This window comes from Halomonas llamarensis (genome assembly GCF_023555005.1).
Taxonomy (GTDB): domain Bacteria; phylum Pseudomonadota; class Gammaproteobacteria; order Pseudomonadales; family Halomonadaceae; genus Vreelandella; species Vreelandella llamarensis.
This window is the reverse complement of the sequence record NZ_JAMJPJ010000006.1, coordinates 1-11,599: the sequence shown is the minus strand read 5'-3', so window position 1 is coordinate 11,599 and position 11,599 is coordinate 1. Positions and strand designations below refer to the sequence as shown.

Here is an 11,599-nt window from a genome sequence, read left to right as displayed (position 1 = left end):
TTTTAGGTTAGCCGCCGGCAACGTCGGGGTGCGCGATCAGCTCGCCAAGCACCGCGGTGGCAAAGCCGCCGCGCGGCAGCAAAAACGTAAGCGTCGCGTGGCCCGCCTCAATCTTTAGTTCAGGCTCGCCCAGGCGCATCCGCAGTGCACGACGCGCCGGTTTGATACCGCTACGCAAAAGCCCATCGCACAGCACCGGGTGGCGCTCGACCACCTCGGCCTCAAAGCGCTGCGCGGGTGTTTCATCCGGCGTATAGCCAACGCCCCACAGTATCCCAGCGGGGTGTATGTCTAAGGCCTCGGCGCGAGCTTTTAGCGTTTGGTCGACCTGATCGGTGCGAAATACACTCTGCGTGCCGTCCAGCATCAGCGTGTCACCGTCTAGCGGCGAGTTCCAGCTGCCTGCTTCAATCCGTGCGCTCAACATTTCATCGAACAAAAAACTGCGTGCGCTGGAAAGCAGCATTCCTTGACGATCATCACGTTTGCGCCAGCCGCGCGCCAACACCGCCTCAGCGCGGGCGAGGTTACGCCCGCCGGGGCCAAAGCGCTGCGGGCCGAAGTAATTCGCCACACCGTGATGGCAAAGCGCCTGCCAGCGGGCGGTGAAGCAGTCACTTGCCACCGCCTCACCGCTCAGGCGTAGGGTGAAACGGTTAGTGCGATGCACACCGCGCTTTAACTTACGCGGATGGCGCGCCTGCGCCAAGACACGCACGTCCACGCCGGCTAAACGCTCGGTGAGGTCAACCGGCGCGTCACGCCCCGGCAAGTGAACACTCAGCCACTGCCGGGTGATCGCCACGCGGTCTTTCATTCCCGAGTAACCCATGTCTCTTGGCGTGACGCCGCACAGCCGCGCGAGCTGCTTCACCACGTCCAAGGTGGTCTGATTGCGTTTTTCGATATAAAGCCACAGGTGCTCGCCGTGCGCTTCGGGGGTGAAATCAAGCTGCTCCTCGACGATAAAATCATCGGGGGCGGCGCGATATTGCCCCGGCAACGGCGGCCCAAACGCAGCGTCTAGCGTGCGCGCCCAAGTGGGAAGCCCGTTCATGGGTTGCCCCGCGGCGTGAGCAGCACCACAGCCTCAGCCGCAATGCCTTCCCCGCGGCCAGTAAACCCAAGGCGCTCGGTGGTGGTAGCTTTAACGTTGACTTGTGAAAGCGATAGCGCTAAATCACTGGCAATGACCTTGCGCATAGCCTCAATATGCGGTGCCATTTTCGGCGCCTGCGCCATGATAGTGGTATCCAGGTTCGCCACGTCCCAACCGGCATCCTTTACCAGAGACCCCACGCGGCGCAGCAAGTCGCGGCTATCCGCGCCTTTCCAAGCGTCATCGGTATCGGGAAAGTGGCGTCCGATATCGCCCAACGCACAGGCGCCAAGCAGCGCATCGCAGAGTGCGTGGAGTAGCACATCGCCGTCTGAATGGGCCACAAAGCCGTGAGTAAAGGGCAATTTGACCCCGCCGATCATGACATGCTCGCCGGGGCCGAAACGGTGAACATCAACGCCGTGGCCAATGCGCATCCAACACTCCTTTTCGTTATCGATCACATAGTAAAAAGCGCATCAAAGACCGCGCATTCACGTGCGGCTTTGCTCGCGCTGCGCGGCTAAAATCGCCGCCGCCAGCGCCAAATCGTCAGGATGCGTCACTTTCAGGTTGTCACGCCGACCACTTACCAGTTTGGGCCTATGGCCTAAGGCCTCGACCGCGGAGGCTTCATCGGTGACCAGCGTCTCGTGCTTGCGGGCGTGGCCGAGCGCTTGGCAAAGCAGCGCATAGCGAAACCCTTGCGGGGTCAGCGCGTGCCACAGCCCATCGCGGGACTCGGTACGCGCGCTGGTACCGTCACGGCTTTCACGCTTCATGGTATCTGCCACCGGCATTGCCAGCAGTGCCCCGCCAGCGTACTGCTTGGCGGCCTGCTCAAGCGCGCATAAATCTTCTACACTCACGCAGGGGCGTGCCACGTCGTGGACCAGCACCACGTCATCACCAGCGGCATCAATCGCTTGCAGCGCATTCAACACGCTATCCATCCGTTCAGCCCCACCCGAAACACGCTGCCAGCGAGTAAACGGTACCCATGCGGGATCAAACCAGCGATCCTGTTCATCCAGACACAGCACCAAGCGCGCGTGCGGCAATGCGGCGTGCAAGCGCGCCAGGGTGATAGCGAGAATCGGCGCGCCTGTAAGCGTGAGATACTGCTTGGGCAGGGCCGCGCCCATGCGTTTACCCTGCCCGGCGGCGGGCACAATCAGCCAGGTGGTGGCGCTCATTGACTGCCCTCCTGCACGGGCACGACGAGACCGGCATTGATTTCGATCAGCTGTGGTTCAATCGCCACGCCCGGCACCCAGAAAAATTGCTCATCCGCCCGCACCATGCCCATATCACTGCGCGCGCGCTCTTCAATCGCATCCAGCCCCTGCTTGAGGTCGGTGACCTCGGCGGCGAGGCGGGCATTGCGGTCGCGCAGCGGCGCATTCGCAGCCTCCTGAGTAGCCACTCGTTTTTCCACCGCCTGTAGATCAAACCAACCGCCGGTTCCCCACCAGAGTTGATACTGCAGCAATAACAGCAGCAGAAACAGCCCCAGCGCGAGCCACTTCCGAAAAGGCCACCCCCTTGTCGTGTCACCGTTCGCTTTGCTACTCACTGCACCGCCTGATGAAAAAATGTTGAGAAAACGCTGCGCCGCATTATGCCACCAAGCACCTAGCGCAGCGAGCCGCCCGACGCTATTCAAGCGATTCACTCGCGCGCCTTCACGTCTTACTCTCCCGCCGAAACGGCAGCGCATCGCTTGCGGCGTGACGGTAAGCCGCCATGTGTTGGGCTTCTTCCTCGCAGAACTGGGCAACCCCGGCAGCAAGCCCTGGATGAGCAAAATAATGCAGCGAGCGAAGCGGCTGCGGGTGGAAACCCCGCACCAGCTTATGCTCGCCCTGGGTGCCGGGGTCGAAAAGCGTCAGCCCCTGCTCCAAGCAATACTCGATTCCCTGGTAGTAACAGGCCTCAAAATGCAGACAATCGGCGAGCACCTCGCTGCCCCAGTAGCGTCCATAAAGGCTTTGCGTACCGCGAAAGTAAAGCGCAGCGGCGACCGGGCGCCCATCCAAGCGCGCCTGCACCAGCAATAGCGATTCGGGCATGGTGCGTTTTATGCGTTGGAAAAAATCACGGTTAAGATACGGCGGCCGACCGCGCTCGTGGTAGGTATTTGCGTAGCAACGGTAGAAGTGCGCTAGCGCCTCGGAGGTAATGGCCTCGCCTTCCAGGCGGTGCAGGGTAATGCCTTGGTCGGCCACGATACGCCGTTCGCGTTTAATCATCTTGCGCCGCTTGGCCGTCAGCGTCGCGAGAAAACCGTCAAAGTCGCCAAAGCGCGGGGTATCACCTTCTCCATCGCGCCATTGAAATTGCACGCCCTCGCGAGCGATGAGCTCAGGGCAAAGTGTCTGCCAGGCCGCCACGTCGTCGCACGCGCTAAACAACAGATGCCAACTTGAAAGCGCTTCGTCGTCGCACAGCTGCCACAAACCTTGCGCCAGGGCTTGGCGCACCTCCGCCTCATCGCTTTCGGGAGCGATCAACGTTCGCGGCCCTGGTACCGGGGTATAAGGGATTGCGCTCAATGCTTTCGGGTAGTAACGCCCGCCAGCGCGCTCTAAAGCATCGGCAAACGTCCAATCAAAGACGTATTCGCCATACGAGTGGTGCTTGCGATAAAGCGGCAGCGCCCCCACCAGTTTTTGCCCTTGCCACACAGCGAAATGCGCAGGCTCCCAGCCGGTTGCCGCACTCACCGAGCCGCTCGCTTCCAGCGCATTCAGGTATGCATGGCGCAAAAACGGCTGATCGGGGTTGACCAATCGATCCCATTGACTTGCGGTTACACACGCCATCCCAGGTAGAATAGTGCATACAAGCGGCGGTAAACCAGACGACAGCGTCGGTGAGGGCATAGCACCTCCAAGATTGACTAAGATACGAACAGCGCCGCGAACCTTCTACACTAGCGGAATGCCCGACGGGATTCACCTGGAGACGCACCGATGCCGCACGACCTTCAGCGCCAACTTCAACACGGTTTTGACACTCAGCGACAGGCCGCCGATCAGGCGCCGTTCCCAAACCTTGCCACACGTCGTGACCGACTTATGCGCTTAGCGCGCATGACAAAGCGCCACCAGAGCGAGATTATCGATGCGATTGTCCAAGACTTTGGCCAGCGTAGCGAGAGCGAAATCCGCCTGGCGGAAACCAGCGCGGTGATTCATGCAGCCCGTTATGCGCGACGTAAGCTTAGAGGCTGGATGCGCCCACGCCGGGCGAGCGTTTCGTGGCGACTGCTCCCGGCGCGGGCGCGCATCACCCCGCAGCCGCTAGGCGTGGTGGGCATTCTTTCGCCGTGGAACTACCCCTGGAGCCTAGCGCTGATGCCCGCCATCGACGCCATCGCCGCGGGCAACCGCGTGATGCTCAAACCCAGTGAGCACACCCCGGCGACCAGTGCGCTTCTCGCTGAGCTTGTGTCACGCTACTTCGACCCGGACGAGTTTTACGTGGTTCAAGGCAACGCCGAGATTGCCCAAGCTTTCAGTGCGTTGGCGTTTGATCACTTACTGTTTACCGGCTCCACCGCCGTTGGGCGGGACGTCGCCAAGGCCGCAGCCGCAAACTTAACGCCCACCACGCTTGAGCTTGGCGGGAAATCGCCGGTTATCGTTGCCGATGATGCCGACCTTAATGCTGCTGCCGAGGCGATCATTTTCGGCAAAGGCTTCAACGGCGGACAAACCTGTATCGCACCCGATTATGTGCTGGTCGAAGGTCGTCACCTGGACGCGTTGATCCACGCGCTAAGCGATACCGTCGCCAAGCAGCGCCCGGATGCGCGCGACGTTACGACACCCATCAATGCGCGTCATGCGGCTCGTAGTACCGAACTACTCAAAGAAGCCCACAACCACGGTTGCCGTGTGATTGACCCGGGCGAATACGCCCCGGCGCTGGTCGTTGACCCCAACCAAGACCTTGCGCTGATGCAAGAAGAGATTTTTGGCCGCGCGTTACCGATCATAAGTGTGAAAGACATCGACGCCGCTATTGGTTATATTACCGCGCGACCGCATCCGCTCGTGCTTTACGCTTTTACCCGCGACGCTGCGTTGCAGCGTCGCCTAATGAATGAAACGCGCTCCGGCGCGCTGGTGTTTAACGAAACGCTTTTGCATCATGCCGTACCCGGCCTGCCATTTGGCGGCGTTGGCGATAGCGGCAATGGCGCTTATCACGGCCGCCATGGTTTTGAGCGCTTCAGCCACCGGCGCGGTGTGTTTTATCAGGCCAAACGCACGCCTATCGCACTCATTCGTCCCCCTTACCGGCGCTGGCTACTCAAACTGCTTGGCTACTGAGCCTTGATACGCGCAGCCACTGCCTGACTTTTGCGACGGAGGGCTTATGCAAGTGCCCGACATACCCCATAATGAAGCCCAGCGACTCCAGGCACTGCGCGATCTTCGCGTGCTCGACACTCCCGCAGAGCAGGCGTTTGAACGCCTGGCTGAACTTGCCCGTGATGTGTTTAACATGCCCATCGCACTCGTGTCGCTGGTGGATGAAAACCGGCAGTGGTTTAAATCGCACCTCGGCTTCGATGTTCAAGAGACACCGCGCGACATATCGTTTTGCGCTCACGCCGTGGCGGATAACAAGCCGTTGGTGATTCACGACGTTTTAAAAGACGCGCGCTTTGCGGATAACCCGCTGGTTGAGTCATCACCTCATATCCGTTTTTATGCTGGCATCCCACTGCGCCCCACCGACGGCCTGCCAGTAGGAACACTTTGCTTGATAGACAGCCAGCCGCGAGAGTTCTCCACGCGTGACTTCCACCGGCTTGAGCGCTTGGCGGGCCAGGTGGAAGAGCTATTGCGCCAGCAAAAAATCAGCGCCGACCTTGCCTTCACGGCTAAACGCTATGAAACACTTTTTTATTCCAGTGCCGTCTCCAAAGTGCGCATTGACCGCGCTGGCACCATTATCGCGGTTAACACCGCCATCATGGATCTTTTGGGCTACACCAAAGAGCAGCTGATCGGCCAAAACGTCGCGATACTCACGCCGCCTGAAATCGCAAAAGACCACGATACCTACATTAACCGCTACCTTGCCGGTGGGCGCCCTAACGTGATCGGAAGAGGCCGCGAAGTAGAAGCGCGGCACCAAGATGGTCATCGCGTTCCTGTGCATTTAGCCATTAACGCCATCCATGATGAGCACGGCAAGGTGGATGAGTTTCTTGGCGTACTCACCGATTTAAGCGACATTTATGCCACCCATCAGCGCATACATAAAGAACAAAGCCTGCTCAAGGTGCTCCACCAAGGCATTACCGATTATCAAGCGCTGATGTCAGGTGAGCGGCTTTGGGCTTTTTTAATGGAAGCGTTGCGTGATCTTACCGACAGCGACTACGCGCTGATTGGGGAAGTACTGCCCACCGATAGCAACAGTATTTTAAAGATACATGCCATTACCGACCTGTCTTGGAGTGAAAAGTCACGCAAATTAATGGAGCAACTGCGCCGGGGCGATATGATGCTCACCAACCCTGACACACTGCTCGGCCGCGTCTTTGCGCACGGTGAAGTCATCATGACCGAAGACCTTTACCATCACCCGCTGCGTGGCGGCTTCCCTACTGGGCATCCCCCGATCAATAATTACCTCGGCGTTCCTATTTTTAGCTCGGGTAGGCTGATCGGCATGTTCGCCATTGCCAATAGCCAGCAGGCGCTCGACCAAGAGTTGCTCGACTGGCTGCAGCCGTTCACCGACACCTGCGCACTACTGATCAACCTTTACCGCCAGATGGCCGAACGCGAACACGTCATGGGCGAGCTTGCGCAAGCACGCGACCAAGCCGAAAAGGCCAACCGCGCCAAAAGCGAATTTTTGTCCTCCATGAGCCATGAATTACGCACCCCGCTCAACGCCATTTTAGGGTTTGCGCAAATTCTCGCCAGCGGCAAACGTCATCCCCTCAACGACAAGCAGCGACGTCAGGTCAATCAAATTGAAAAAAGCGGTCAGCACTTGCTGAGCCTGATTAACGACGTCCTGGATTTAGCCAAAATCGAGGCAGGAAAATTACCGCTTTCGATTGAGCCTATTCATGTGCAAAGCGTGGTTCAAGATGCATACGATACACTAGAAGCGAATGCCGATGCGGCTGGCATCACACTTGGGCGCTGCCATGTGCCCAGTGAGTGGCGCGTATCCGCCGATTACACCCGCACTAAACAGGTACTGCTGAACCTGATCTCTAACGCCATTAAATACAACCGCGCCAACGGGCACGTTGAAATCAGCGCACAAGCGCAGGGCAATATGCTGCGCTTTGACATCACGGATACCGGCCCCGGCGTTGACTTGGCGCGGCAACACGAGCTTTTTGAGCCGTTTAATCGGCTCGACGCCGAAAACGGTACCATCGAAGGCACCGGCATCGGGCTTGCCATCACCCGCGAATTAGTGGAGCGCATGGGCGGAGAAGTCGACGTGGAAAACTCGCCCAACCAAGGCGCCACGTTCTGGTTCACCCTCCCGACCATCCGTGACAAAAGTACGGCGCCCAAGCACCCTCATGCTGAGCATACGTCCGACCCAAGCGCACCGCCCAAACAACACGCACTGCTATACATCGAAGACAACCCGGCCAATCAGCGGCTGATGGAAGACATTATTGACGACGTCGATAATGTTGCCCTTCACATCGCGCCCAGCGCCGAAATTGGCTTAGATATCATGCGCAGCCGTCTGCCCAACATAGTGCTAATGGATATTCACCTTCCCGGCATGAATGGCTACCAAGCGTTAGAGGCCATTCGCAGCGACTTGCGGCTCAAGCACCTGCCGGTCATCGCGCTTTCGGCCAACGCCATGCCCAGCGATATTAAAAACGGTCTAGCGACGGGCTTTGATGACTATCTTACGAAGCCCCTGGAAATTGATAAACTGCTTAGTACGCTGGAGCGACACACCCAGCCGCGAGGGAGCCGCCCAATGAACGTAGCCAACAAACACCTCTTGGTGGTCGACGACAACCCGATCAACGTCGAGCTAATGCTTGAACTGCTCGATGAACACGGTTTTGGCCGCGTTCACGGCATCAGCGACCCACGCCGAGTGCTGGATTATTGCCAGGAGCAGCTGCCGGACTTACTCCTTTTGGATATCCGCATGCCGCACCTCGACGGCTATGCCTTAATGGAGCAGTTACGCGAACACTTCGCGGAGCAGACCCCGCCGATCATCGTACTCACGGCACACATCGATGACGAAACCCGCCATCGCGCGCTCGACATGGGCGTGCGCGATTTTCTCACCAAACCGTTTAAGCACGATGAAGTGCTGCAGCGCATTCGCAACACACTCACGATAGAGCACCGCTACCACGTGCGCGACCAACAAGCGGAAACGCTCGAACGCATAGTAGAAAAACGCACTCGCGAACTCGACCGCCAATCGCGCACCGACCCCATCACACAACTGCCCAGCCGCCGGGGCCTCACCCAAGCGCTACGCGAAGCTTCCATGGGTGGCAGCGGTGCCGGACTTTTGTTTATCGCCCTCGATGGGTTAGACGATGTGGTTCGCCTCCACGGCTATAGCGTCGCTGAAAAGCTACTGCGCCAGCTCGGCCAAACGCTTTTAACTCAGCTTGACGACACACACACCTTAGGCATCTGGGGCGGTAGCGAGCTACTGCTGCTTTCTCCCGAGAATGATCCAGACACTTTAAATACCCTGGCCACACGCCTATTAGCCTGCTTCGATCACGATCAAAAGCTAGATGACTTGCTGCTCAATATCAATGCGCGCATCGGTATTAGCTGGGCAAAAAGCTATTTTGCAGGCGAACGCTTGGTTCACATGGCCACGATTTCGTTACCGCATAGCGAAGGAGGCCTACGCGTACAGCGTTATTCCGAAAGCCTAGAAGCGCAGCAGCGCCACCGCTTAAAGGTACAAAACGCCCTACGCGGCGCCACCGAGCGGGGCGAAATGTCGCTGGTATTTCAACCCAAACTCTCGTTAAACGAGCTACGCATTACTGGCGCCGAAGCGCTACTGCGCTGGAAACAGCCGGAGATGGGCCACCTTTCACCGGGGCTTTTTATTCCCTTGGCCGAGGCCAGCGGTGATATTCTCGCCATTGGCGAGTGGGTGCTTGAGCAATCCATCCTCCAAGCCGCCGCCTGGCGGCATAGTCCCTGGGTAAGCGACGAGTTTCATATCGCCGTGAACGTCGCGACTCGACAGCTTGCGCGCCCCTACTTTGCTCAAATGCTGCTTACACGCATGGCCGAACACCGTGTGCCGCACCGTTTGATCAGCATTGAAGTGACCGAATCCGGGTTGATGCGCGACATCGCTAACGCCCGTCATCAGCTCGCTCAGCTGATTGAGGCCGGCATTAGCGTGGCGATTGACGATTTCGGCACGGGACACTCCTCGCTTGCTTACCTAAAAACGCTCCCTATCTCCACGCTCAAGATTGACCGCGCCTTCGTGATGGACCTAGAGGAGAGCGACACCGATCGCGAACTCACCCGCACCATTACCCAGCTCGCCCACGGCGTTGGCTGCGATGTCGTGGCAGAAGGCATCGAAACCGCGGCACAGGCGGCGTATTTACGCTCGATAGGCTGCGAAATGGCGCAGGGGTATTTTTACTCTCGCCCACTCTCGGCGACCGACTTTGCTCATTGGTGTGCTCATTGGGCACCCACGATACCAACCCCCCAGCTCACGACCCCTTGACCCACGGAGATACGTAATGGCCCATGACCTGCTTGACCGCTTACGCCAACGTTTGGAAGAGCTCAACCGCTCGGAACGTAAGGTCGCCAACGTCATTTTGGCTGACCCCGGCGCCGCCACCAGCTTGAGCATCGCCAGCCTCGCACAAGCCGCCAGTGTCAGTGAGCCCACCGTTAACCGTTTTTGCCGCAGCTTCAGTGCTAAAGGCTTTCCCGATTTCAAAATCAAATTGGCGCAAAGCCTCGCCGGTGGCACGCCGTACGTCACCCGTGCCGTCGAGCCAAATGATGACGCTAGCCAGTACACACAGAAGATTTTCGGTGCCACTATCGCCGCACTTGATGACGCGCGCCGAGCGGTGGATGCCGACGCCGTTGAGCGAATGGTCGATTACCTCATTCAAGCCAAGCAGATCCATTTTTTTGGCCTAGGTGCCTCGGGCGCGGTGGCCCAAGACGCCCAACACAAGTTTTTCCGCTTCAACTTACCGGTAATGGTGTACATCGACGTGCTCATGCAGCGTATGGTCGCCGCCGCCTGCCACACTGGCGATGTGGTCGTCGTTATTTCCTACACCGGGCGCACTCGGGAGCTGGTTGATATCGCTCGCCTAGCGCGCGAATCGGGCGCAGTGGTATTGGGGATCACCGCGCCCAGCTCACCGCTGGCGTTTGAATGCACCGCTACGCTAGACGTCGCCACCCCCGAGGACACCGACCACTACATGCCGATGACCTCGCGAATGATTCAGCTCACGCTGATCGACGCCCTAGCCACCGGTGTTACCCTGCGCCGCGGTGAAGACTTTTTGCCGCACCTAAAAAAAATCAAAGATAGCTTGCGCGACACCCGCTTCCCTATCAAGAAAGCGGGTGGTTGATCCATCAATGGCGTGGGTAGCTGCAAACCACCCAGGGCGGCTATCTAAAAAAGCGCAGGTCTTTCAAGGGCTATGAGCCCGAAAAGCCTGCTGCTTTACCGCCTGAGCCGTTTGACGACGTGGGTGGGTGGTAAAGAAGTCTTCTGCGCTCTGCGTTTCTTCAATCAGAGGCACAATCGCCAGAATCTTGCCTTTCAATACCGAGTCGTCGCGAGTTTCCCACATATCCAGAAACTGGTATTTGCTATAGGTGCGGTTACCCAGCGAAGGATCTGCCAGCCAAACCGTATCATCATCAATCCCACGCAAGACGGAAAAATGATCATTCTTGCGATGCTTTGTATAGACAATAGTGGGAATTTTTAACTGGGTAAGCTGGTTGAATGAGGCCGCATACCCAACGCCTCGAAAACCAAACTCCGTCAGGGCATTGGCGAGATCATCAAAAGAGGCCATTCCATCTTCATTTTCCTCATCCAAAACACCCATGGCATCTAACACCTCTTTCTCGGTAATTGATTGGCCGTAGTGTTCATTAAGAATTGTTGCCACCGATGCCGCACCACATGACGCATCAAGATCCTGTTTGACGACTCCCGAATCGCGCAACGATTTCCAGCTTGTGATGCCAATAGACCCACGCAGATGAGAATGACTGATATACGCGGAGTCTGACGCCGATGCTGAAACAGGCAGCAAAATAAATATAACCGCATGCAATAACAACAACTCTTTAAATACAATGGTTCGGACAGTTTCATGACGCGATAGCACCGTAGTGGCACATCTCGTCAAAGTCGGGTCGGGATTTTATGCAATTGAAGTCCAGACCCAAGTAGAAAGAAAAGCGCTCCAGCAGATGCGCG

Annotated in this window: 9 protein-coding genes; 3 read left to right on the top strand and 6 right to left on the bottom strand. The window is 57.9% G+C overall.

Features of this window, described 5'->3' with window-relative positions; genetic code table 11:
* Window positions 1-7: 7 nt before the first annotated feature.
* The 5 genes from truD to M8006_RS05585 form a co-directional block, all read right to left on the bottom strand.
* Complete coding sequence (gene truD, locus M8006_RS05605; RefSeq protein ID WP_250080485.1) at window positions 8-1,057, bottom strand: tRNA pseudouridine(13) synthase TruD; 1,050 nt, start codon at window positions 1,055-1,057, stop codon at window positions 8-10.
* Entirely contained in the window at window positions 1,054-1,536 is a 483-nt protein-coding gene (gene ispF / locus M8006_RS05600; RefSeq protein WP_250080484.1) for a 2-C-methyl-D-erythritol 2,4-cyclodiphosphate synthase, read from the bottom strand. Before ispF ends, truD begins: the two co-directional genes overlap by 4 nt.
* Before the next feature lie 57 nt (window positions 1,537-1,593).
* Window positions 1,594-2,295 carry a 2-C-methyl-D-erythritol 4-phosphate cytidylyltransferase gene (gene ispD / locus M8006_RS05595; RefSeq protein ID WP_250080483.1) on the bottom strand — a complete coding sequence of 234 codons (702 nt, stop codon included), beginning with the start codon at window positions 2,293-2,295 and terminating at the stop codon, window positions 1,594-1,596.
* A complete protein-coding gene (ftsB, locus tag M8006_RS05590) occupies window positions 2,292-2,615 on the bottom strand; it encodes a cell division protein FtsB (RefSeq protein WP_284046955.1) in 324 nt (107 codons plus the stop codon). Before ftsB ends, ispD begins: the two co-directional genes overlap by 4 nt.
* A gap of 169 nt (window positions 2,616-2,784) precedes the next feature.
* Window positions 2,785-3,984 (bottom strand): GNAT family N-acetyltransferase, encoded by a 1,200-nt coding sequence (locus M8006_RS05585; RefSeq protein WP_250080482.1) that lies wholly within the window; start codon window positions 3,982-3,984, stop codon window positions 2,785-2,787.
* Window positions 3,985-4,074: 90 nt separating this feature from the next.
* On the opposite strand from M8006_RS05585, the gene M8006_RS05580 reads away from it, so the two are divergent.
* The 3 genes from M8006_RS05580 to M8006_RS05570 are packed head-to-tail and all read left to right on the top strand — an operon-like array spanning window position 4,075 to window position 10,733.
* Window positions 4,075-5,439, top strand: a complete 1,365-nt coding sequence (locus tag M8006_RS05580) for an aldehyde dehydrogenase family protein (protein WP_250080481.1) — start codon at window positions 4,075-4,077, stop codon at window positions 5,437-5,439.
* A gap of 46 nt (window positions 5,440-5,485) precedes the next feature.
* Complete coding sequence (locus M8006_RS05575; protein WP_250080480.1) at window positions 5,486-9,853, top strand: EAL domain-containing protein; 4,368 nt, start codon at window positions 5,486-5,488, stop codon at window positions 9,851-9,853.
* A 16-nt stretch (window positions 9,854-9,869) separates the two neighbouring features.
* A complete protein-coding gene (locus tag M8006_RS05570) occupies window positions 9,870-10,733 on the top strand; it encodes a MurR/RpiR family transcriptional regulator (protein WP_250080479.1) in 864 nt (287 codons plus the stop codon).
* A gap of 63 nt (window positions 10,734-10,796) precedes the next feature.
* Here the strand turns inward: M8006_RS05570 and M8006_RS05565 are convergent, their stop codons facing one another.
* Window positions 10,797-11,507 carry a C39 family peptidase gene (locus M8006_RS05565; RefSeq protein ID WP_250080478.1) on the bottom strand — a complete coding sequence of 237 codons (711 nt, stop codon included), beginning with the start codon at window positions 11,505-11,507 and terminating at the stop codon, window positions 10,797-10,799.
* Between the last annotated feature and the right edge of the window lie 92 nt (window positions 11,508-11,599).

Coding starts and splice junctions, on each gene's coding strand:
- truD (WP_250080485.1), bottom strand. CDS start 1,057: ATGAACGGGCTTCCCACTTGGGCGCGCACGCTAGACGCTGCGTTTGGG.
- ispF (WP_250080484.1), bottom strand. CDS start 1,536: ATGCGCATTGGCCACGGCGTTGATGTTCACCGTTTCGGCCCCGGCGAG.
- ispD (WP_250080483.1), bottom strand. CDS start 2,295: ATGAGCGCCACCACCTGGCTGATTGTGCCCGCCGCCGGGCAGGGTAAA.
- M8006_RS05585 (WP_250080482.1), bottom strand. CDS start 3,984: ATGCCCTCACCGACGCTGTCGTCTGGTTTACCGCCGCTTGTATGCACT.
- M8006_RS05580 (WP_250080481.1), top strand. CDS start 4,075: ATGCCGCACGACCTTCAGCGCCAACTTCAACACGGTTTTGACACTCAG.
- M8006_RS05575 (WP_250080480.1), top strand. CDS start 5,486: ATGCAAGTGCCCGACATACCCCATAATGAAGCCCAGCGACTCCAGGCA.
- M8006_RS05570 (WP_250080479.1), top strand. CDS start 9,870: ATGGCCCATGACCTGCTTGACCGCTTACGCCAACGTTTGGAAGAGCTC.